The sequence below is a fragment of the Wenyingzhuangia heitensis genome (genome assembly GCF_011762155.1).
In the GTDB taxonomy this organism is placed as follows: domain Bacteria; phylum Bacteroidota; class Bacteroidia; order Flavobacteriales; family Flavobacteriaceae; genus Wenyingzhuangia; species Wenyingzhuangia heitensis.
The window spans coordinates 1,372,184-1,395,967 of record NZ_JAASQL010000001.1 but is presented as its reverse complement, the minus strand read 5'-3'; the positions used below and the strand labels follow the sequence as shown (position 1 = coordinate 1,395,967).

Annotated in this window: 20 protein-coding genes and 1 tRNA gene; 7 read left to right on the top strand and 14 right to left on the bottom strand. The window is 31.7% G+C overall.

The genetic code is table 11. The annotated features are described in order from the left end of the window. Positions 1-18: 18 nt before the first annotated feature. The 10 genes from FHR24_RS05945 to FHR24_RS05900 all read right to left on the bottom strand — a co-directional run bounded on the left by FHR24_RS05945 (position 19) and on the right by FHR24_RS05900 (position 9,918). Positions 19-603 carry a Crp/Fnr family transcriptional regulator gene (locus FHR24_RS05945; RefSeq protein ID WP_167185307.1) on the bottom strand — a complete coding sequence of 195 codons (585 nt, stop codon included), beginning with the start codon at positions 601-603 and terminating at the stop codon, positions 19-21. A gap of 19 nt (positions 604-622) precedes the next feature. After that, a complete protein-coding gene (arsC, locus tag FHR24_RS05940; protein WP_167185304.1) occupies positions 623-964 on the bottom strand; it encodes an arsenate reductase (glutaredoxin) in 342 nt (113 codons plus the stop codon). Between the two features lie 10 nt (positions 965-974). Beyond that, positions 975-2,081 carry a peptide chain release factor 2 gene (gene prfB, locus FHR24_RS05935; protein WP_167185301.1) on the bottom strand — a complete coding sequence of 369 codons (1,107 nt, stop codon included), beginning with the start codon at positions 2,079-2,081 and terminating at the stop codon, positions 975-977. Between the two features lie 81 nt (positions 2,082-2,162). Then, the gene (locus FHR24_RS05930; protein ID WP_167185298.1) at positions 2,163-4,310 is read right to left on the bottom strand and encodes a peptidylprolyl isomerase; all 2,148 of its coding nucleotides are present in this window, start codon (positions 4,308-4,310) and stop codon (positions 2,163-2,165) included. 89 nt (positions 4,311-4,399) lie between these two features. Beyond that, a complete protein-coding gene (locus FHR24_RS05925) occupies positions 4,400-5,656 on the bottom strand; it encodes a hemolysin family protein (RefSeq protein WP_167185295.1) in 1,257 nt (418 codons plus the stop codon). A gap of 5 nt (positions 5,657-5,661) precedes the next feature. Beyond that, the gene (locus FHR24_RS05920; RefSeq protein WP_167185292.1) at positions 5,662-5,847 is read right to left on the bottom strand and encodes a hypothetical protein; all 186 of its coding nucleotides are present in this window, start codon (positions 5,845-5,847) and stop codon (positions 5,662-5,664) included. Then, positions 5,840-6,430, bottom strand: a complete 591-nt coding sequence (lptC, locus tag FHR24_RS05915) for an LPS export ABC transporter periplasmic protein LptC (protein ID WP_167185289.1) — start codon at positions 6,428-6,430, stop codon at positions 5,840-5,842. The genes FHR24_RS05920 and lptC overlap by 8 nt, the downstream gene beginning before the upstream one ends. Positions 6,431-6,555: 125 nt before the next feature. Next, complete coding sequence (locus FHR24_RS05910) at positions 6,556-7,914, bottom strand: tetratricopeptide repeat protein (RefSeq protein ID WP_167185287.1); 1,359 nt, start codon at positions 7,912-7,914, stop codon at positions 6,556-6,558. Between the two features lie 11 nt (positions 7,915-7,925). Continuing rightward, positions 7,926-9,194, bottom strand: coding sequence for a hypothetical protein (locus FHR24_RS05905; protein ID WP_167185284.1), 1,269 nt, complete (start codon positions 9,192-9,194; stop codon positions 7,926-7,928). Further along, positions 9,175-9,918 carry a type III pantothenate kinase gene (locus FHR24_RS05900; protein WP_167185281.1) on the bottom strand — a complete coding sequence of 248 codons (744 nt, stop codon included), beginning with the start codon at positions 9,916-9,918 and terminating at the stop codon, positions 9,175-9,177. Before FHR24_RS05900 ends, FHR24_RS05905 begins: the two co-directional genes overlap by 20 nt. A 99-nt stretch (positions 9,919-10,017) precedes the next feature. Here FHR24_RS05900 and FHR24_RS05895 point away from each other — a divergent pair. The 4 genes from FHR24_RS05895 (at position 10,018) to FHR24_RS05880 (ending at position 14,126) form a co-directional block, all read left to right on the top strand. Further along, positions 10,018-10,090, top strand: a tRNA-Phe gene (locus tag FHR24_RS05895). Positions 10,091-10,218: 128 nt separating this feature from the next. Continuing rightward, positions 10,219-11,217: an alpha/beta fold hydrolase gene (locus FHR24_RS05890; RefSeq protein ID WP_167185278.1), complete on the top strand. Its 999-nt coding sequence runs from the start codon at positions 10,219-10,221 to the stop codon at positions 11,215-11,217. A gap of 52 nt (positions 11,218-11,269) precedes the next feature. Continuing rightward, a complete protein-coding gene (locus FHR24_RS05885; RefSeq protein WP_167185275.1) occupies positions 11,270-12,241 on the top strand; it encodes a type I phosphomannose isomerase catalytic subunit in 972 nt (323 codons plus the stop codon). Between the two features lie 304 nt (positions 12,242-12,545). After that, positions 12,546-14,126, top strand: coding sequence for a choice-of-anchor I family protein (locus tag FHR24_RS05880; protein WP_167185271.1), 1,581 nt, complete (start codon positions 12,546-12,548; stop codon positions 14,124-14,126). Positions 14,127-14,174: 48 nt separating this feature from the next. Here the strand turns inward: FHR24_RS05880 and FHR24_RS05875 are convergent, their stop codons facing one another. Both FHR24_RS05875 and FHR24_RS05870 read right to left on the bottom strand, forming a co-directional pair. Beyond that, positions 14,175-14,948: an alpha/beta fold hydrolase gene (locus tag FHR24_RS05875; protein WP_167185267.1), complete on the bottom strand. Its 774-nt coding sequence runs from the start codon at positions 14,946-14,948 to the stop codon at positions 14,175-14,177. An 80-nt stretch (positions 14,949-15,028) separates the two neighbouring features. Continuing rightward, positions 15,029-15,877: a transketolase gene (locus tag FHR24_RS05870; protein ID WP_167185264.1), complete on the bottom strand. Its 849-nt coding sequence runs from the start codon at positions 15,875-15,877 to the stop codon at positions 15,029-15,031. A 216-nt stretch (positions 15,878-16,093) separates the two neighbouring features. Between FHR24_RS05870 and FHR24_RS05865 the strand changes: the two genes are divergently transcribed. Further along, on the top strand, positions 16,094-17,005 hold the full coding sequence (locus tag FHR24_RS05865) for an ROK family protein (RefSeq protein ID WP_167185261.1): 912 nt from the start codon (positions 16,094-16,096) through the stop codon (positions 17,003-17,005). A 39-nt stretch (positions 17,006-17,044) separates the two neighbouring features. Here the strand turns inward: FHR24_RS05865 and FHR24_RS05860 are convergent, their stop codons facing one another. Next, on the bottom strand, positions 17,045-18,235 hold the full coding sequence (locus FHR24_RS05860; RefSeq protein WP_167185257.1) for an aspartate aminotransferase family protein: 1,191 nt from the start codon (positions 18,233-18,235) through the stop codon (positions 17,045-17,047). Further along, positions 18,228-19,730 (bottom strand): OstA-like protein, encoded by a 1,503-nt coding sequence (locus FHR24_RS05855; protein WP_167185254.1) that lies wholly within the window; start codon positions 19,728-19,730, stop codon positions 18,228-18,230. Before FHR24_RS05855 ends, FHR24_RS05860 begins: the two co-directional genes overlap by 8 nt. Positions 19,731-19,918: 188 nt before the next feature. On the opposite strand from FHR24_RS05855, the gene FHR24_RS05850 reads away from it, so the two are divergent. Next, positions 19,919-22,327 carry a T9SS type A sorting domain-containing protein gene (locus FHR24_RS05850; RefSeq protein WP_167185251.1) on the top strand — a complete coding sequence of 803 codons (2,409 nt, stop codon included), beginning with the start codon at positions 19,919-19,921 and terminating at the stop codon, positions 22,325-22,327. A gap of 36 nt (positions 22,328-22,363) precedes the next feature. Then, positions 22,364-23,764 carry a glycoside hydrolase family 30 protein gene (locus FHR24_RS05845; RefSeq protein WP_167185248.1) on the top strand — a complete coding sequence of 467 codons (1,401 nt, stop codon included), beginning with the start codon at positions 22,364-22,366 and terminating at the stop codon, positions 23,762-23,764. Positions 23,765-23,784: the final 20 nt, after the last annotated feature.

The following is a 23,784-nucleotide window of genomic DNA, read 5'->3' as shown; positions in this document are numbered from 1 at the left end:
TTGACCTATGATAAGAAATTAGCCTTGTGCAATTTCTTTTCTAATTCTACTTAATGTTTCTGTGGTAACTCCTAAATAAGAAGCTATGTGATAGTTCTTTACACATTTTTCAACATTAGGATATAGCAGAGTAAAATCTAAATATTTTTCTTTTGTTGTTTTGTACAAACATCCTAAAATTCTTTTTTGAAGAACAGAATAAGCTATTTCTAATTTTTTTCTATAAAACCTTTCCAATTGAGGAATCTCTACATAAAGTTGGTCTAAATCTTCTTTTGAAACTCTATATAAAACTGCAGATTGTATACATTCAATAGTCATTATAGATGGATCTGATGTAAAAAAAGCAGTATAATCACTTAACCACCAATCTTCTATTGCAAACTGTACCGTATGTTCTCTTCCTGAATCATCAGAATAAAAAACCCTTAGACAACCGGTTTCTACATAATATTGATCAGAAACTACGTCTTTAGCGCGTAATAGAACATCTCCTTTACGATAACAGACTCGATGAAAATGAGCCTCAATTTTTGCAACCTCATCCGTAGAAAAGGATACATTTTTAAAAATAGTATGTACTTTCGATTCTTTTTTTAGCATGTATTAAAAATAGAATTATTTACAAAACATTGTCTATATTTTCGATGGGTCTTGCAATTACAGCTTTATTTTGATGTACAACAATAGGTCTTTCTATCAATTTAGGATATTTAACCATTATTTCAATCAATTCATCGTTTGAAAATTCTTTTCCTTTAAAATCACTTTTCCAAATAGCTTCATTTTTTCTAATTAGTTCTATTGGCTTTATATCTAATTGATCTAATAAAATTTTTAATTCTTTTACAGACAATGTGTTCTCTAAATATTTTATCACCTCATAATCAAAACCTTTCTCTTCTAAAAAAGCAATTCCTTGTCTACTTTTGGCACATCTAGGATTGTGGTATATTTTAATCATTTATTTTTTATTACAATTCATTTTTAGTTTCCGGCTGTCCTGCTTTCATCAAATACGATTTCAAAAAACCATCTATATCTCCATTCATAACCGCATCTACGTTACCTGTTTCGTAAGCCGTTCTAACATCTTTTACCAATTTGTAAGGATGCATTACATAGTTACGTATTTGAGATCCAAAATCAATTTTCATTTTATTGGCTTCAATCTCATTACGAGCTGCCATTTTTTTCTGAAGCTCTAACTCATACAACTGTGATTTTAACAATTGCATGGCCTTGGTTTTATTGTCTAATTGCGAACGTGTTTCAGAGTTTTCTATGATTATTCCTGTAGGTAAGTGACGTAAACGTACGGCCGTTTCAACTTTGTTTACATTTTGACCTCCTGCACCACTTGCTCTCATGGTTTCAAAAGTATACTCTGATGGATCTATTTTTATTTCTATAGAATCATCTACCAAAGGATACACGTATACCGATGCAAAAGAGGTATGTCTTTTAGCATTGCTATCAAAAGGTGAGATTCTTACCAATCTATGTACTCCATTTTCGCCTTTTAAATAACCAAAGGCAAACTCTCCTTCTATTTCAATGGTAACAGTCTTTATTCCGGCTGTATCTCCATCTTGCATGTTTAATTCTTTTATTTTAAACCCTTGCTTGTTAGACCACATGGTATACATACGCAATAACATAGCCGCCCAATCGCAACTTTCTGTCCCTCCTGCTCCTGCTGTTATTTGCAAAACAGCACTCATTTCATCTCCTTCATCAGAAAGCATATTTCTAAATTCTATATTCTCTATAAGAGTGGTTGCTTCTTCAGCTAATTCACTTACTTCTTCTTCGGTAGCTTCATCTTCTTTATAAAACTCTAAAGTAACTCCTAAATCATCTATTAAAGTAACAGCTTTGTTATAATCATCTACCCATTTTTTTATTCCACGCAAAACTTTCATATGCGCTTCTGCCTCTTTGGGATGATTCCAAAAGTCTGGAGATAAAGACTGCTCTTCTTTATTGGCTATCTCTATTTTTTTTTTATCTATTTCTAAATAATCCTTAAGCTTAGCTACTCTATCAGCAAGCTTTTGTAATTGTTCTTGAGTTATCATATCACAAAGGTATGAAAGGTTGATTATGGGTACAAAAAAAGAGGCTTTAAAGCCTCTTTTTTATCTTATTTTGTATAAAGATTAGTAACGAGAAGCTCTGTAATCTTTAATTTCTACATTTTCTTTTAATCCTGTAAACAATTGTCTAGATACAGCAGATTTTAATTGAGAAGATGCCGTTTCAATATTTGATTTTGCTTCTTCTTCTTTAGGTTTGTTTACCGTTTTTGTAACAATTGCAAACACCCCTTTGTTTCCTACTACTTCTTTTACCAAGTTGTTAGGACTTGTAACAGATGCTACACTTACTACTGCAGGTTCTATTCCTACTCCTGTAATTGTTGGAGCTCCTATAGTTACATTGTTAAATGAAGCTACCTCTACATTATTTGCTTTTGCAATAGCTTCTATACTACCTGCTTCCATTTTAGCTTTTAAAATAGTGGCTTTTTTTTCTTTAATTAAAATGGGTTCTACCTGGCTAAATGCTGAAGTAGCTGATTTTACTCCTTTTTCTTGTTTACCTGCTAAACTAACAACAGCATATCCTTTTTCGTCTAAATCAAAACGTTGTGTTGCGTTTATTTCTGTACCTTCTTCAAAAGCCCATTTTACAATTCTTCTGTTTTCTCCTACAGAACCTACATAAACATCCAACGCTTTTAATCCATTTACGGGACTTACTGAGTATCCTTTTTCTTTTGCTAAAGCATCAAAATCTTCTCCGTTTCTTAAAGCATTTGCAAACAATTCAGCTTGCTCAAAAGTTTTATTTTCAGTTGTTTCTGATGCTTCTATTTTTCTAGAAATAGTTGCTAATTTATATGCTTGATTAAAGTCTTTTTGATTTTCAATTTTAATAACGTGAAAACCAAAATTTGTTCTTACCACTCCTATATCTCCTTTGTTATTCTCAAAACAGAAATCTCTAAATTCTGGCACCATACTTCTGTATGCAAACCATCCTAAGTCTCCTCCTTTAGAGGCAGAACCCGGATCTATTGAATAATTCTTAGCCAAATCTGCAAATTTTCTTGGAGATTTTTTAACAACTGCTAAAATACTATCTGCCAATTTCTGAGCATCGGCCATAGTTCTTGTTGTGTTTTGTTGTGCGCTTTGTGCTCCTACAAAGTTGATTAAGATATGACTTGCATTTACTGAATCTGGTAATTTTTGAGTATCTATAATTTTAGTTAACTTATAGTATTTAGAAAACTTATAAGGACCAACAACAGCACCTTTTGTTCCATTGGTAATTTCTTCTTTAATTACTGTTGGAATTTCACTTTCTGTTTGAAATCTGTTCTCTAAAGGTAAATCAGAACCTATTTCATCAGCAAATAAGTAAGCATCTGTCGTATTTTTAAATCCTTTTACGACTTCTGTTGTTTTAGATATTTTATTGTACTCTTCTTTATCCTCTACTAACTTTGCTAAACTTTGTTTAATTTCTGCTTCATCTTCCTTAGAAGCTTGAAAAGAAAATTTAACCAATTTAACATCTCTAGTTTCTTCTGTTCCGTACAAACTAGCGTGTTCTTTAATGTAATTAGCAACTTCATCTTTGGTTACTTTTACCTCTGTATTATCTACAGATGAAAAAGGAAGATAAACGTAATCTGCACTTACTTTTGTATTGTTTAACACATAATCATTAACAGCTTCTTGTTCTTGAACTGTTACACCAACATTAATTAATTCGTTATAAGCTTGTGTTAATAAGTTTTGCTTCACCGCTTTTTCGTAACTCAACCATCCTTGTAAACTTGCTTGTCCGTTTGCTGTTTTATCTGCTTCTAAATTTGCAATATATTCTTTTAACAAATTTTCATCAAAAACTCCTTGTGCATTTTTAAACTGAGGTGAGTTTGTTACTTGTGGACTTGTAATAATAGCTTGCCAAATTTCTCCTTCACCTACTATAACTCCAGCTTCTTCTAACTTAGATTCGTATATTTTTTCGCTTACTATTTGGTTCCAAACCATATTCTCTATAGTTAAAGTACCATAAGATGATTGACCTCCTTGCGTTTTTGCGTTTTCTACTCTGGTTGCAAATTCTTTGTAAGTAATCTCTTTACCGTTTACTTCTCCAATAATATCGCTATTTTTATTGCTAAAAAAGTCGATGATATCTTTTGGACTTACTACGAATGAAAACATCGCTAAACCAATAACGATGATTAAAAATCCTGAACGATCTCTGATTTTTGATAATATTGCCATTTACTTATGTGTAATTATTTTTGATTGTCCGCTAAAATACAATTTCAATTGAAATCAGAAAACAAAAAGAAAGGAATTAAAGAAAAAACTTACTCTGTAGCGTAATTAGATTTTATATACACTTCTTCTATATGAGTATTGCTCACTTTTATTATTTTAATATATAAATTATTCATCACAAACTCTTCTCCCAATTGTGGGATATCTTCTATGCTTTCTATTATGTAACCTCCTATGGTTTCATAAGATTCTGATTTAGGAATGTTTAGTTCATAGGCTTCATTTACATAATTTACTTCTAGCCTAGCCGAAAGATGAAATTCATTTTCATTTATCTTCTCGTCAGTTAAAGCAATTTTATCATGTTCGTCTTCAATTTCACCAAACAATTCTTCTATAATATCTTCTACTGTAATTACTCCTGAGGTTCCTCCGTATTCATCAATAACTACAGCTATACTTCTACGCTTTTTTGTCATTACACTTAATACATCGTTAATCATCATAGATTCGGGGATGTACTCTACAGGCAAAATTACCGATTTAATATATTTAGGTAATTTAAACATATCAAAAGCGTGTACATAACCTACAATATCATCTAAAGAGGTTTTGTATATTAAAATTTTAGAAAAACCTGTATCACCAAACCTTTGTTTTAACCTGCTTACTCGTTCGTGTATTTCTAAAGCCTCAATATCTGTTCTGGGCACCATAATTTCACGAGCTTTAACTGAATTAAAGCTTAATGCATTTTGAAAAATCTGAATTTCAGAATCTACCACATCATCACTCTTACCTGTTTCTAACTGTTTATCTATATAGTGGCCTAGTTCTTCTTTACTAAAATCAGCTTCTTCTTCATCTGCATTGGTGTTAAAAAATAATTTTAACAAACCGTCTGATATATTTTTTATAACTCCTGATATTGGATAAAAAAGCAAGTAAAAAACATATGCTGGTATGGTAAGAAATCGCAATGTTTCATTCGCATAAACTCTAAAAATTGCTTTGGGTAAAAACTCTGCCGTTACCAATATTACTAAAGTAGAGATTACGGTTTGAATAAATAACGAGTTGTTAAATGGCTCTGGTAAAATAGAGACCAATTTAATTCCCATGTAATAACTATAAATAACCAAGGCGATATTGTTCCCCACTAACATAGTGGTTATAAAACGTGATGAGTTTTCGGTTAATCTTGTTAACAATATAGATGTTAATCCTTCTTTTTTCTTTTCTAAAGCGACTTGTAATTTGTTAGATGAAACAAATGCAATTTCTAAGCCCGAAAAAAAAGCGGAGAGTACTATTGAGGTTAAAATAATGAGGTTTTCTATGTCCATTGATGTTATTTTTCTGTTTGTTTACTCCTAAACTTACGTTTAAAAACAAACATAAAAAAAGCCAAAGCTGCCATAAATAAAGAAACGTAAGATTTTTGTCTATCGGTATTCCAGTTGGTAAACACCTCTACCAAAAAAACAATTCCTACTACCAAATATGCCCACGCTATAATTTTTGAAAATTTATTCATTCTGTTCTTCTTGATTATCGACAACAAAGTTACCGTTTGTATTATTTAATATCCAATTACTTAAACTACTATCAGACTCAAAACCAACACCATGTAAGGTGTCTTTTTCTGTATATAAAGTAAAAGGACTTTCTGTAAAAAAGTATTGTTCTTTTTGATCCCAGTACATTTGTTCTGAATTTAAAGTAGCGTTTTTTTGATGATTTATAACAACTACATCTCCTATAATTTCTGAAAACCTAGTAAGATCATAGCTGATTGCATAATTACCTGTTACGGTTACAGAATCTCTTGTAATTCTATTAATAGTTACAATTTTTACACCATTAGGAAATTCAGAATAAGGATTTAACTTTCTATTGGTATAATCCCATAACAAAGGAGCTATTAGCCTACTTGTAACCCTTCCAGAATCTTTATATACATGGTTTATGTTTTCTGCAACTCCAATAGGTAAGTTTTGATCTGCTAGAAAATCGTTAATTTCTTTTGATGAGTTTTTGCAACTAAAAAAAACAACCATTATAGCCACGTATAATAACTGGTTTTTAATTTTTATTGTATGATTTTTTTTTTGCTGCATGCTATCTTATAAGTAGTACAAATATATAATTATAAATTCTAATGATTTCTATTCTTTTACAAACAAAAATGCATAAAAAAAGCCAAAGAAATTTCTTTGGCTTTTCTATATTTTTAAACAATAGTTTATGGTACTCTTACAGTTTCATTAATCCAACATTTAATAGTATAGTTATCTCCAGATTTTAATCCTAATTCGTTATTAAATACTAATTTTTTACTTGGTTGATTTGCTTTATAAGATCTTGCTAGGTTAGCAGCATACACTCCAATACTAGGATCTACTCTACCTCCTTTTAAAGCATAACTTTCTGCAATTACGTATGTCATACGTTTTTCAAATTCATCTCTACCACAACTATTTGCTGCATCTGCATAAGAAGTTGCGATTAACGTATATGCTCTACCTAAGTTAGGTTTTACAGCTATAGCTTTTTTAGCATAAGACACTGCCTTAGCTGTTTGCCCTCTCTTTTTAAAGATATTAGCTACTTTTAATAAGTTTTTTCCTTTTTTATCAGAATTTGTTTCTTGAGAAATTGCTTTTTCAAAAAACTCAATAGCCTTAGCCGTTTCTCCTTTATTCATTAAAAGACCTGCATACAATACAGATGCTTCTGGTGATGGATTTACCTCTTGGTATTGACCTACCAATTCTGCATACAAAGGATCTTCTGTACAGTCTTTTTTAAACATACGGTTAATTGCTCTAGTTAACCACTGTACATCTGTTTTATTAGCACTATACTCTTCTTTATATAAAGGGATTAGGTATTCACATGTAGAAATCTCTTCAATTTTTTGATCTAAAATTCCTTCTACCTGTCCTAAAGCTTTAGAGTTTTGTGTACTAATTTTTAATTTTCTTTTTTCTGATGAAATTAAAGTTTGTCCGGCTTCTTCTTTTGCTTGTAACTCTTGTACAATTTTTAAGTATCCCTCTACCTTTTTATTCATAGCCTCTACAGTAACATCATAAGTATTAAAGATTAACTGTAAATTATTCTCTTTATTTTTTTCTACAACTGCATTAAAGAAATAAATAATAGAACCTACTCCTAATTTTGTAGGATCAATTTCAAAAGCCTCTTCATAATGGCTGTAAATTTCTTGTTTATCACCTTCTGTATCTACTAAAAAGTCAGCATAATCACTATGTGCTTTTGCAGGATCTACATTAGGATAAAATTCAAAACGCTTTTTAAACATTTTATTACCTAAAGCAATTATTTTAGTTTTTTGCTCTCCAGTAGCTGTTTTTAATACAGTTTTAATTAATCCACCACCGTATTTATAAATGTTAGCGGTTAAATTAGCACAGTTATCTAAACTGTATTCTAAATTTTTTATAGCTGAATCATAATTCTTAGTTTTAATGTCTGTTTTTAACATATTGTACTTTAAAGCACAATCGTCTTGTGCTTGTACGGTTAAAATAAAAACCGAAAATAAGGTTGTTAATAATGTGATTAGTTTTGTTTTCATTGTGATTATTATTAGTCAATTACTCGTTTATTGAACCATTTATCTGAAAGTGAGAAATCTATTCCCACATTAAAATACTCTTCTTGATAGTTGTTTTTAGAAGTATCTCCTATTCTCCCCAATTCAAATGATAGATTTAAATAAGACACTCTTTTTCCAACAGGTAAACCAAATCCAAAAGACATGCCAAGATTTTTTACACTGCTATTATTTAATACCAACCCTGTGTTTTCATACTTTAACCCTGCTCTATATGCTACTCTATTAAAATAATTTTTTAAGGCATATTTCTTAGGGATTATATAACCTCCTAAACTAATTTTATTAGAAGCTTCAAAAGAAAGTGGTCTATCTGTTGCTGTTGATAATGTTTGGTTAAAAGGACCTCCTGAATAAGACAAAGCATCTTGATTTTCATAAGACAAACCAGCAAACCAATGATTTCTTTCTCCCAATCCTATTCCTAATACTGATTTGAAAGGAGTCTTTTTTGTTCCTTCTGTATTTTTTTCCTGAGCACTATCTCCTATTTCAGAAAAAATATTTTCATCTGTTTGAATGGCTTCAAAAAACCTTGAAGTTCCTGTTGCTGTTACATTATATGCTAACACACCTGTTGCTCCAAATTTTGCTTCTATCCTTTCTGAAAGTCTGTAACTATATTCTGCTCCTAATTTAACCGATGTTCCTGATACATTAAAGTTATGATCATAAACCGTAGACTGTTGTACTCCTTTAAAGGCTTGTCTTTTTTCTGTTTTACCAAAATACTGGCTTATTTGTGCCCCTAAAGACAATCCTTTTAAAACCTCATAACCAATTCCAAAATAAGCTTGATTTACTCCTCCGTTACCATAATCATAAAAGTTATCACTCTCTACTTCAAAACCAACGGCAGAATTAGCTCTTAATCCAATAGCAACACCTCCTTTAGGTCCCAAAGGAATTCCTAAAGACAAATTAGATAATGAAATAGCAGAGGCACTGTAGCTGGAATTTTGAGTTTCTACATTACTTCCTAAAACATTTAAAGAAACGGTAAAAGATGTTAATTGCAAATGGCTTAATAAAGCTGGATTTGCTATAGAAATTACTTCTTCTGTATTATTGTTTATAACGGATAAATCACCTTGTGCTTTTTCGGTTACTGTAGCTTCAGAAAAAACAGTTCCTAATCCGTAATTAGATAATAAAGAGGATACCTGTTTTTCTTGTGCATAAACACTAGAAATTAAAATTGAAAATATAAATATTAAGACACTATTTTTGTTTTGCTTCATCTGTACTTTGATATGTTAGAACCTCATTTAATCCTTCTAACAGAAAATTCGGGTTGACAAATATGCTATTTTTTAATTGCTTATACAAGAATTTAGCAGAGCCTCCTGTTAATATTATATTAACAATCCCATATTTTTGTTCATAAGAGTTGATCATCCCTGCTATTTCAAACACTATACCATTTAAAACCCCACTATACATACAGGTTTCTGTACTTGTTCCTTCCAAAACAACAACTCCCTCTTTTAGAGTTAATTGAGGTAGTTTTTGAGTAAAAGCATGCATACTTTTAAACCTCATTTCTATACCTGGAGAAATTGCTCCCCCTATATATTCCTCTTTATTGTTGATAAAATCATAAGTAATACAAGTTCCTACATCAATTACCAAACATTTTTTTTTAGGATATTTTACACAAGCAGCTGCCATTAAAGCAATTCTATCTACCCCTAAAGTATTTGGAGTTTTGTATAAATTTTTAAAAGGCACTGCTGTTTTGTATGACAAAACCACTTTTCTTTTAATAGGCAAAGTATTAAATATATCTAAAACATGATCGGTTACAGAAGATACAATCACTGCTGTAAAAGTATATTCTTTACACCAGTTTATGAGTGTAGTTTCACACAGTTCAAAACTAACTTGTTTAAAATCAAGCAACTGTTTTTTATTAAAAACAGCTAGCTTTACAAGTGAGTTTCCTTCGTCTATAATTAAATGCATAGAATGATTAATTTCTTTTCAAAGATAACAACAATTTTTGTTCAAAAAGTTTGCAGAACACTAAAAAGATTCTATATTTGCAACCGCTAAGTTAAGCATGGTGCCTTAGCTCAGTTGGTAGAGCAAAGGACTGAAAATCCTTGTGTCCCTGGTTCGATTCCTGGAGGCACCACATTAAAAACCACAACTTAATTGTTGTGGTTTTTCTGTTTTTATAATATTTATCTAAATTTATTTTATACTATTCATGATTGATTTGGTGTAACTTTTGATTGATCTATCTCATTAAAAAACACCAACATGAAATATAAATTACTATTCTTAATTACACTGTCAACCTTCTTTGGTTTTTCTCAAAAAAACGAATTGCAATGGCTAGACCTAGAACTAAAAAATTACAAATATCCATACACAGTAAACCACATAGCTATAAGCTCTCAACAACAAGAGCTAAAAATGGCTTATATGGATGTAAAACCTAACCAGAACAACGGAAAAATAGTTGTTCTTTTTCATGGTAAAAATTTTAATGGAGCTTATTGGAAAACAACTATTGAAGCTTTAACTACCCAAGGTTACCGTGTAATTGTACCAGATCAAATTGGTTTTGGAAAATCATCAAAACCAGACAGTTTTCAATATTCTTTTCAGGAATTTGCCAAAAACACCAAAATACTTTTAGACAGTTTAAATGTTTCTAAAACTGCTATTTTAGGACATTCTATGGGAGGAATGCTAGCAACCCGATTTGCTTTGATGTATCCTGAAACCACCGAAAAATTAATTTTAGAAAACCCTATTGGTCTTGAAGATTGGAAATTAGTTGTGCCTTATCAAACTGTAGATTGGTGGTACCAAGTAGAGTTAAAAAAAACTGCTGAAAAAATTAAATCCTATCAACTAAAAAATTATTATGATGGTAAGTGGAAAGGTGAATATGACCAATGGGTAAACCTTTTAGCGGGTTGGACTTTAAATTCTGATTATAAAAAAATAGCTTGGAATGCTGCTTTAACTTATGACATGATTTTTACGCAACCTGTATTATACGAGTTTAAAAACATAAAATGTCCTACACTCTTAATTATTGGTACCAGAGATAGAACCGCACTAGGCAAACCTTTGGTTTCTGAAGAAACAAGAAAAACAATGGGATTATATGCTAAATTAGGAAAACAAACCCAACAAAAAATCCCTAATTCTAAATTAATAGAAATAGAAAATATTGGACATTTACCACATATAGAAAGTTTTGAAAAATTTATAAAACCTTTAAAATTGTTTTTAGGAAAAGAATAAACAGTTAGAAATATTATATTTGTCCAACACCAACAAAAATCAAATTAAAGAAATGAAAGCATACCCAATTAAATTTACTCCCATTTTAAAAGAGCGTATTTGGGGAGGAGAAAAATTAATCCACACCTTTAAAAAACAATCTAATAAAAAAAATATTGGAGAAAGTTGGGAAATTTCTGACGTAAAAGGAGATGTATCCGTAGTTGAAAACGGATTTTTAGCAGGACAATCTTTAAAAGAACTAATCACAACTTACAAGGGAGATTTTGTAGGAAATAAAGTATACAAACAATTTGGAAATGATTTCCCTATTCTTATCAAATTTATTGATGCTAAAACTCCACTATCTATACAAGTACACCCTAGTAATGAGCTAGCCAAAGAACGTCATAATTCATTCGGAAAAAATGAAATGTGGTATGTTATGGATGTTGACAATGATGGAGAATTAATTGTTGGTTTTAACAAAACAGTAACTAAACAAGAATATATAGAACACGTAAATAACGGAACTGTTTTAGATATTTTAAATGCCGAGAAAGTTGAACCTGGTGACACTTTTTACATTCCTACAGGTAGAGTACATGCTATTGGTGCCGGAACTGTTATTGCAGAAATCCAACAAACATCAGATATTACCTATAGAATTTATGATTATGATCGTGTAGATGCTACCACAGGAAAACAACGTGAATTACATACCGATTTAGCCATAGATGCTATTAACTATAACGTGGCAGACCAATACAAAACCACCTATAATTTAGCAGAAAATCAATCTTCTACACTTGTACACTCTCCATATTTTAATACTAATATTATTCAATTAACAAATAAAGTAACCAAAGACTATTCTCAATTAGATTCTTTTGTTATTTATATGTGTGTAGAAGGTAGTTTTAGTTTAGAGTGCAACGGAGATGTTATCACGGTAAACAAAGGAGAAACTATTTTATTACCCGCAACTACAGAGCAAATACACGTAGATTCTAAAAAAGCAGTAATATTAGAAGTAAGTTTATAAAACAACATACTTTATTTCAATAAAAAAATCAAACGATTCCATGTTACGATTAGTGTAATATGGAATCTTTTTTTATTTATATTTATTACATACAGCAAATAGCAACTTAAATCCCTCACTACAATAGATTTAAAAATTATTATTCTATTCAAAGTATTTACAGACAACCTTTAGCAAACAATTCCATAATGTTTAACTAACAAAAAACCTAACATATAAAACAATGTTAATCTTACAATGTTCTACAGTTAACTTTTTTTAAACACAAGACCTCTTTATTTGTGGCAAACAAAATTCAACTAAAATGAACAAAATTTTTAAATTATTTACGCTAGGTCTATTAGGAACTTTTACATTCATCTCGTGTGGAGAAGATGCTATTGATGGTGTAAACGGAAAAGATGGTACAAACGGAGCTAATGGTGCTGATGGTAATGACGGAAAAGATGCTGAAATTGTAAAAACCATCGCTCAAATGACTTTTAATAAAGTAGGAACGTTTACCAATGGTAATGATGAAGCCTTTGCCGAAATTTCTGCTTTTGACCCAACTACAAACAAATTATTTATAGTAAATCCAGAAGAAGACGAAGTATCTGTTTTAGATCTAACCGATGTTACCAACCCTGTAAAAGGAACTTCTATTTCTGTAGCTCCAGGAAGCCCTAACTCTGTAGCTGTACTTAATGGAACTTTAGCCGTTGCAGTAGAAAACAGCAACAAACAAGCAAACGGAACTATTGAAACTTTTAATACAGATACACAAGTAGCTATTCAATCTTATACTGCTGGAGCCTTGCCAGATATGGTTGCTTTTTCTCCCGATGGAAAATATATTATTTCTGCTAACGAAGGAGAACCTAATGACAATTACGATGTAGATCCTGAGGGTTCTATTACCATTGTAGAAATTGCTTCAGGAACTACGTCTCAAATTTCTTTTGCTGGTATCACAAATCCAGGAAACGATTTTAGATTATTTGGACCTAATAGTGATTCTTTAGAAAAAGATGTAGAACCAGAATACGTTGCTGTATCAGATGATTCTAAAACAGCTTACGTTTCTTTACAAGAAAATAACGGATTGGCTATTGTAGATTTAGCCACTAAAACAATTACTAAAATAGTTGGTTTAGGAGTTAAAGATTATAATATTTCTGGAAACGAAATAGATGCATCAAACAAAGATGATATTGCAGGTAATTTAAAAAACTGGAACGTATTAAGTTATTATATGCCAGATGCAATTGATTATTTTACCTCTAACGGAAACGGGTACATTGTTTCGGCAAACGAAGGAGACTCTAGAGACTACGATGGATATTCTGAAGAAGAAAGAGTAAAAGATTTAGATTTAGACCCTACTGCTTATCCAAATGCTGAGTGGTTACAAGAAGATGAAAACTTAGGTCGTTTAAAAGTAACTACTGCTAACGGTAAAAATAGTGAAGGTAAATATGAGCAAATTTATGGATACGGTGCTCGTTCTTTCTCTATCTGGAATACTAACGGAGAAAGAGTATACGATTCAGGTTCTGAAATTGCTAGAAAGACATTAACTTTAGCTCCCTCTATCTTTAATCAAGATGAAGGAAAAGCAGACGGAAGATCTGATGACAAAGGAGCTGAACCAGAATCTGTAAAAACGTTAAAAATTGGTGACGAAACTATTTTATTTGTTGGGTTAGAAAGAACTAGTGCCGTTTTAGTTTACAATGTAACCAATGCTTTAAATCCTGAATTTATTACTTGGTTATACGATGCTAACGATATTTCTCCAGAAGGGATCACTGTTGTTGATAAAGCAGATAGCCCTACAGGAAACTATTTAATGATTGCTACTCACGAAGTATCTAGTACAATTGCTATCTACGAAATTAAATAACATTCCTTGTTTTATATATCAAAAAGACTCGCTATAGCGAGTCTTTTTTTATACCTCAGAAATAAAGCTACTGACCTCTTTATTAAAAAGAGCTGAAGCCTCTATATTTACCACATGCCCACAATTTGGCAATATTGTTAAACTAGTATTTTGATGATTTTTGACAATTCTTTTTACACTAGGTAAGAACATATAATCTTCTGATCCCATTATATACAAAACAGGAATTTTAATTTTTGTTTCTCTAAAAAAGGATAATAAACCATTAACACTAGAAACTAAAGAAAACCATTTTATAAACTCTTTCTGATTCATTTTTTTTGCTTCTTCTACAAAAAAATGTCGTGAATCTTTGTGATTTTTTTTTGGCATAATTACATAAGCAAAAAAATTATAGAGCCATAAATAAGGAACTATATGCTTACAAAAAACACCCAATTTCATTAACACCTGTGCTCTTAAGTTTAAATGTATAATTGCACCTCCCATTACTAACGAAGTTACAATAGAAGCATGTCTATGAGCCATATCCATAATTACAACACTACCTAAAGAAATTCCTATTAAATGTGTGTGTTTTATATTTAGATGCTCTATAACCTCTACAACTTCATCTGTTATATTAGTGAAATTATAACTATTTTTAGGATGTGTTTTTCTTGATTTTCCATGACCTCTTAAATCAACAAACAATAAATTAAAAGACTCTTTAAAATATCTTATCTGAGAAAACCAAATAGAGCTACTTCCTCCTGCTCCATGCACAAAAGTAACCCAAGGTTTGTTTTTATCTTGATGCAAATAGGTTTTATAAAATAACATTCTTATTTTTTTGTAAACATAAAAAAAGCTCTGTTGTACAACAGAGCTTTTTAATTTTATATAACTATAAAGAAATCTTCTTAATAATCTCCTAAAGTTGCAGGGTTTTGAGCTAAAGCACTTTCTAATTGCTCGTCATTAGGAGCTTTACCGTGCCAAGCGTGTGTATGCATCATAAAGTCAATTCCGTTCCCCATTTCTGTATATAATAAGATACATACTGGCTTTCCTTTTCCTGTTAATGCTTGTGCCTGTTTAATACTTGCAATAATAACCTCTAAATCATTACCTTTTTCAACCTCTAAAACGTCCCATCCAAAAGATTCAAATTTCGCTTTTATAGATCCCATTGGCATTACTTCATCCGTAGTACCATCAATTTGTTTTAGGTTTACATCAATAGCTGCAATATAGTTGTCTACTTTTTTACCAGCAGCATACATAATTGCTTCCCAGTTTTGACCTTCTTGCAACTCTCCATCACCATGTAAACTATACACCAAACGATCATCACCATTTAATTTTTTAGCTTGTGCAGCTCCTAAAGCAACACTCATTCCTTGTCCTAAAGAACCCGATGCTATTCTAATACCTGGTAAACCTTCATGTGTTGTAGGGTGACCTTGTAATCTTGAGTTTAACAAACGGAAAGATGCTAATTCTGATACTGGAAAATAACCACTACGAGCTAATACACTATAAAATACCGGAGAAATGTGTCCGTTTGATAAAAAGAATAAATCTTCTCCTTTTCCATCCATTTCAAAACTAGAAGCATCATACTTCATAATTTCTTGATACAAAGCCGTAATGTATTCTGCACATCCTAAAGAACCTCCTGGGTGTCCTGAATTAACAGCATGTACCATACGTACAATATCTCTTCTAACTTGTTGTGTAAAATCTTTTAGCTCTTGAATAGTTGCCATTTATAAATAATTTAGTGTGGCAAAAATACAGTTTTATTTATGTAGCGCAAATTATTTCTAATTAGATATCGTCATAATTGTTATAAAAAGGGTTTAAAATTGCAATCCTTAAAACTAGATTCTCTTTTTCTTAAAATAGTTTTCTGTATCTTTAGTTTACAAAGCCTTTATTTTAGGTGATTTTCTACCATCACCATAAATAATTAAACACAAAGCATGACAGAAAAATACTTAGGAATAGACGTAGGAGGAACCAATATAAAGTTTGGTATTGTAAATAGAAAAGGAGAATTGCTAACAAAAGTAAAACACCCTACATTAAAATTAAGAGAGACAGATGATTTTATCAATGCCTTTGTAAAAAAAATAAGTCAACAATTAAAAGAACAGCCTCACATAAAAAAAGTAGGAATTGCTGTACCTGGATTAATTTCTAAAGACAGAAAGTCTACCGTGTTTATGGCAAATATTCCTGAGTTTAACAATGTGGCTTTACTTTCTATCTTAGAAGAAAAACACCCTACTATTTCTTTCTTTTTAGACAATGATGCCAATGCTGCAGGTATAGGCGAACTTCACTTTTCTAAATCTAAAAACGTTCCTTCCGATTTTATCTTTATGACGTTAGGAACAGGATTGGGAAGTGCTGCTATTTTAGATGGAGAAATTTTTAAAGGTGGAAATGGAAACGCCATGGAAGTGGGACATATAATTACTTCTAACGGAAAAACTGCTGAAGAAAACATGGGGAAAAAAGCGATTGTAGACATGGCTTTGTCTAAAATAAAGAAAGGAAAAGAAACCTATTTAAAAGCTAAAGATTTAGATTCTAAAGCAGTGGTACTTGCTTGCACCAAAGCAGACCCTGTAGCTGTTGAGGTTTTTGAAAAAGTAGGTACTGTACTTGGTGAAGCCTTAGTTTCTACCATTCGTATCTTAGATATTGAAACCGTTTTTATAGGTGGTGGTGTTAGTAAATCTTTTAGTATTGTTAGAAAAAACATGCATAAAGAACTAAAAAAAAGATTGCCTGATTATTATATGAATAAACTAGATATTAAACTTGCTACCTTAGGAAATGATGCTGGTATTTTAGGAGCTGCTGCTCTTTGTTTTAAAAACGATTGATGACATAAAAAAAGAGGATGAATAAATCATCCTCTTTTTTTAGGCAATAATTTCATCAATTACCTTTATTATTTTGGCACAACCAATTCTAATCTCTTCATCAGAAATAGTTAGTGGCGGACTAATTCTAACCGCTTTTTTCTCAAATAATAAAAAAAACAACAACAATCCATTGTCCATACATTTTAAAACCAAATCAGTTGCTACGTTTTCATTTTCCATAATTAGAGCCAACATCAAACCTTTTCCTCTAATTTCTTTTATTGCAGAATGCTGTAAACAATCTTTAAATAACTGTTCTTTGCGCAAGACTTCTTGCATTAAATTGCTTTCTGTAATTTCTTTTAACGTTGCCAATGCAGCAGCAGCAATTACAGGATGCCCACCAAAAGTAGTAATATGTCCTAATTTTGGAAAGTCTTGAAGTTTTTCCATGTTTTGATAACTACTAATAAAAGCACCAATAGGCATACCTCCTCCTAAACCTTTTCCGGTAATTAAAATATCTGGTACGCAATTGTAATATTCAAAACCAAACAACTTTCCTGTTCTTCCTATTCCTGATTGAATTTCATCTAAAATTAACAAAGCCCCAACCTCATCACATCGTTTTCTAACTTTTGCTAAATAATCATTTTTAGAGGTAATAAATCCTGCTCCTCCTTGTATGGTTTCTAAAATAACAGCTGCGGTTTGTTCTGTAATTTTTTCCAGCTCTTTTTCATTATTAAAAGTGATGAATTTTGTTCCGGGTATCAAAGGTCTAAACGCACTATTTTGTATTTCGGTACCACAGACACTCATAGCTCCTTGCGTATTTCCGTGATAAGCGTTTTTTGCAGCCACTACTTCTGCTCTACCCGTTGCTCTTTTAGCTAATTTTAAAGCTCCTTCTGTAGCCTCCGTTCCTGAATTAACCAAATACACCGTATTTAAATTTTCAGGGAGCAAATCACTCAGCAACTTACACAATTCGGTTTGCGGTTGCTGTATAAATTCACCGTACACCATTACATGTGTATAAGCATCTACCTGATCTTTTATAGCTTTGGATACCTTAGGGTGGTTATGACCTAAACTATTGGCAGATACTCCTGCTATAAAATCTAGATATTCTTTTCCGTCTGTACCATACACATAAGAACCTTCTGCTCTAACAACTTCTATAGCCAAAGCATGAGGTGTAGTTTGAGCTTGATGCCTAAAAAATTGATCTCTTAAATTAGTCATGAATAAAAATATCTTCTTTTTTTAAAGGTCTTTCTGCTCCTCTCCAAATAAACCCTTTGATTAACTTTCTATCTTCAGGAAATTTTGCAGGGGGATAGGTTTTTCCATCCGGTTTTTTTAAGAACATAATATCTTGAATTTTGTTCTCTTTTAAATTAAATTGAATGTTACTACATTCCATATCCATTATAGCGGTTAACTCTGCCTGTTCGTTTCTTGCATAATTTACTACAGCTCCGTTCCCTTTGGCTAATAAAGAAGTTAACTTTTGATTCTCAAATTTACCATACATATTTCTACCTGCAATTTGATTGTAACCAACACTGTCTTTTTGTACGATTAAAGCATTTTTAATAATATTTAAAGAATCTAATTTATTGGTTTCTAAATCACTGATCAATCGAATGCTATCACCTGTAATTTGATTCGCTCCAGACCACAATACAGGATTAGAATACAATTCCGTAATTCCTTTTCCTTGATGCGTAACCAATGAATCACACTTACCACTTAAATCTGACTTAAATATTTTTACATGATGAAAGACCTTCATCAACTTGTTTTTTTCGGGCCCTGTAATAGACAATGTATCACCGTGAATAAACATAGAATCTTTTTCTACCGTAGAAATTGCCAAGGGTCTTTTGGTCACAATAATAGAATCTTTATCTCGGTATACTTCTCCATAATCTCCAGTTACAATAATTTTATTTACTGTATCTGTAATGACCAAATTTCCTGTTCCTGATGCAAACGATTTTAGCTTATTGTAATACAAACTATCTCCTTCTATTTCATTACTCTCATGATAAATAATAGAATTTTTAAGCAAGTATCCCAAAGACAATCTAGTATCATAAATTCCTCTTTCTGTATACAGTTCACTTTCTTTATTTATAATGGTAGAAGGTCCATACAAATAAGTTCTTCCGGTCTCTGTATAATAATCCATATGACCAGTTTTTAAGTTCATGTCCGGGTTTACTACTTGTACATTTTGTCTGGCAGTTAGTTTTTTATCGTTAGCAAAATACTCTCCTATCTGGCTAGTTAAAGTATTGTCTTGATTCACAATGGTTCCAAAACAATCGTACGTTAGTACTTGTGTAGCTCTATTAAAATGAAGTGTATCTGTCGTTAGGGTAATATCTTTGTCTTTTACCACAACCTTTCCCCAAGAAAGTGCTTTTTGACTATCACCATCATACTGTAAATGATCACTTTTTTGAGTTAATGTATCTGCCTGATTTACAAACACATCTCCATAAGCATACAGCCTATTTTCTAACTGATAGAACAATGCTTTTTTACAAGTTAACAAAGCTCCTTGATGCTCTACCTGAACATTCCCGTTTAAGACCATAGCTCCTGGATATTGCTTTTGGTCTCTGTAGGTTTGGTTAGAGTGTAATATTTTTATTTTACTTGTTTGTGTCATTCCCATAAAAGGAATTAAGAAAAGTAAAAACGTTTTAAGATTGATTGTTAATTTCATACGTTGGCAAAGATACTTTATTCCGTGTATTTTGGAAATCTTTGTGCTACAATTGACTTACAAGCTTAATGCCATTATTCCAAACCTTTTTTTTAACGTTCAGTTTATGTCAAGTAACTTATAAATCATTTATTCCCTTTAATTATTTAATAAAAAGTAAATTGATAGAACTAACTAATTCTAAACTAATGAATCGTTTTTTAATTTTATTAAGCCTTTTAATCAGCTCTATAGCAAATAGTCAAACCATCTTTACAGAAGATTTTTCTAGTAAAACCGTAGGCTTAGACTTAACTACAGACAACTACGAAATATCTTTTAACAACGAATATGTTGCCGGAGCAACCGTAACTGCCACAGTACAAAACAGAAGCGGAAACAATATTGGTAACATGGTGGCAAATTCCAACGGAGGTGCAAAAATGCAAATTGCAAAAACCATAAGTGTTACCCCTAACAAAACTTATAAACTACAAATAGATACCAAAGGAACTTTTAAAAGAAGTTTAAAAATTTACGATCTAAATAATAACGAACTTTATACCTCTCCAGACTACAAACCTAGCACCGAGGCTGAAGAAACGGAATGGAAAACCTTAGAGGTTGATTTTATAACCACTAACGAAACTCAGCAAGTAAAAATAGCTTTATATCACAATTGGTCTGGAACCATAGATTTTGACAATATTACCGTTACAGAAATTGTTAGACAAAATAAATTCTACATCAGCAACTCTGGAAACGATGAGAATGATGGAACCATAGATCAACCTTGGAACTCTTTAGATAAATTATCTAACACTCTTTTAATTCCTGGTGATACTGTTTTCTTTAAAAAAGGAGATCGTTTTAATGGGCATTATGTCGTAAATGGCTCTGGAGATGTGTCTAAACCTATTGTAATTACTTCTTATAGCACAGGAAACCAACCTATTATTACCGGACAAGTTGGAGCTGATGGAGGTGGAGATTATCAGGAAGCAATTTTAGTAGAAAATGTAGACAACTTAGTTTTTGAAGATCTTGAAATTCAGAATGAGAGAACGGTTACCAGAAGCGGTGTTGATGATACGGATGCCTATGGAATTTATGTGAAAAATTCTGGAACTACAGTAATGGAAAATATAACGTTTAGAAACGTAACCTTTAAAAACACATTTGCCGTACAACCCATTTTAGATACTAGTGATTTTGACACTATTCAAGTTTCTGCATTAGGTTTTAGTAGTTCTAAAAACTATGTTGCAGGAGAAGAAAAACACATTAGAGATATTTTAATTGAAAATTGTCTTTTTGCCAACAATCAACGTTTTGGAGTTCAATTTAAACACGGAGGAGGTGATACAGGAATTGGAAATGATGAAATTAATAGGAATATGAATATTATTGTTAGAAACAATGAGTTTTCTTACAACGGAGGAACTGGAGTCTTACCTAATAGAACTTATAATTGTCTGATAGAGAACAATTTATTTGACCATCCTGGAGCAACAACAGATTCTAGAATGCCAGGGAGAGGTAGTTCTATTTGGAATATCAACTGTATCAATACCGTTATGCAATACAACACTTGTCTTAGTACTCGTGGTTATTTAGATTCTCACGGTATTCACATAGACAATTATAACAAAAACACTTTTGTACAATACAACTATATGGAAGATTGTGAAGGTGGTTTTGTAGAAATTTTAAGAGGAAATGAAAATGCTGTGTACCGATTTAATGTAAGTGTTAATGATGGTTTTAGAGTAAACCCAACTTGGGACACTAGCAACCACACCATTTGGGTAAATGCTGTACGTCATGATGATGATGCTTTTTCTCCAAACAATCACATCTATATTCACAACAACACGGTGGTCATTAACAAACCTTTTGAAGGTAGAGAATGGACTTCTATTACCATGGATGCGACCAATCTTTTTGTGTACAACAATATATTTTCATCTACCAATGGAGGTGTAGAAATAGGTGGACATTTATCAGTTCAACCTGAATCTAAAACAGGTACTCTTTCCTTAATTAGCAACAACCTTTTTGAAGGAAATATAAACCCTGATTTTGTAACCATGGATGCTGCTCCACAAAACGGAAGCCCTAATTTTATGAATAGCGGGGAACAAAAACACAAATACAACATTACACCAGAAAGTTTGGCCATTGATAATGGTTTAACAAAAGAAGGTCCTATTATTCCGGAAGCAGGACAAGGAGTTTTTAAAGACATTACGTCCTACCCTATTGTAGATTTTTACGGAAACGCGATAGATTTATCCTCTGGAACTCCCAACATTGGAGCCAGTAACAATAAAAACACACTGTCTATAAACAATCCTGTAAGTACAAATCCTTGGGTTATAATTCCAGAACCTAAAAATGCATCTATTCTAATTAAAAGTAACCATACAATTAGCGGACCTTTGGTGTTTTCTCTTATTGGTTTTAAAGGACAAACAATCAATCAACAAAAGATAGACACACTTTCTAACAACAATTTTATATTTAAAATAAACAACTCTTTAGCTAATGGAATTTACATCCTAAAAATAAAAGATGGAACTACAAGTTACACCAAACGTTTTGTCTACTACCAATAATGTAACTAACAATAATTTTTAAATATAAATACGATCATGAACATAAATAATCAAGTTTTTTGGGGCTTATTTACCATTATTTCCTTTTCCGGATTTTCTCAAAAAAGCGTAGACATCAAGGTTTGGGCTGCAAAATTAGATGTAGGTTTAGAAAATCCTATTTATAAAGTAGATCAAACCCATCCTTCTAAAAAAATTATGTGGAAAAACATTATCTACATTAAACCAGAAGTTGAATTCCAGACTATTGAAGGTATTGGAGGTGCTTTTAACGAAATAGGTGCAGAAGCCCTACTATCGCTACCCAACAAAGTTCAAGAAGAAGTCATAAAAAACTTGTTTGCAAAAAATGATGCTCATTTTACTTTTTGTAGAACTGCAATTGGTGCCAGTGATTTTGGCTTGGATGCTTACAGTTACTCAAATACTCCAAACGATTATAACATGGAAGATTTCTCTATAGAAAGAGATAAAAAATATGTACTTCCTTATATTAAAAAAGCTATAAGTATTAATAAAAACCTTACACTATTTGGTTCTCCTTGGAGTCCGCCAGCTTGGATGAAACAAAACGAATCGTTAACCGGATTGACTCAAAAACCCAACACCTTAAAAACAGATCCAAAAGTAATGGCTGCTTATGCTTTGTATTTTGCTAAATATGTACAAGCCTATGCCAAACAAGGTGTAACTATTGATAGGATTTGTATTCAGAATGAAAATGATGCCAATACAAAGTATACCAGTAATGCTTTTAGAGCCAAACAAATGGTTGAATTTGCAAACAAACACCTGATTCCTCTATTCAAAAAAAGCAACCTACAAACAGAAATATACGCAGGAACTTTTAGAGCTTCAGATCAAATGGATTTAATCGACTTTGTACAATTAAAAAATACTGATCAATTGGCGGGTGTGGGAGTTCAATACACCAACTCTGTTATTTTAAACGATGCTATTAGATTTAAACCTAATTTAAAAATGTTTCATACTGAAGGGAAGTGTTTTAACGGAAAAAACACATCAGAACAAGCAATGACTCGTTTGGAAGAAGTTGCTGGCTATATTAACAGCGGATGTACAGCTTATAGTTATTGGAATATGATTTTAAATGAAACCACCAAAAGCTCTTGGGATTGGCCTCAAAACTCCCTGATAAATATTAATAGAACAACCAAAGAGGTGATTTACAACCCGGATTACAATGCAATGTATATCATCAGTAAATTCATTCAGCCAGGAGATGTTAGAGTTTCATCTTTAAATAGAGGGAATTACCCTATGATTACCGTAAAAGCTCCTAACGGGGAGCTTAAAGTATTGATTCAAAATCCGAATGAAAAAACGACTACATTTAATTTATTGCTAGATGGTAAAGAAGAACAAAAAGTAGTAATTCCTGCAAATGAAATTGTTGCGCTAATTATAAAACATTAAGAAATCTCCCTAAACAAAAA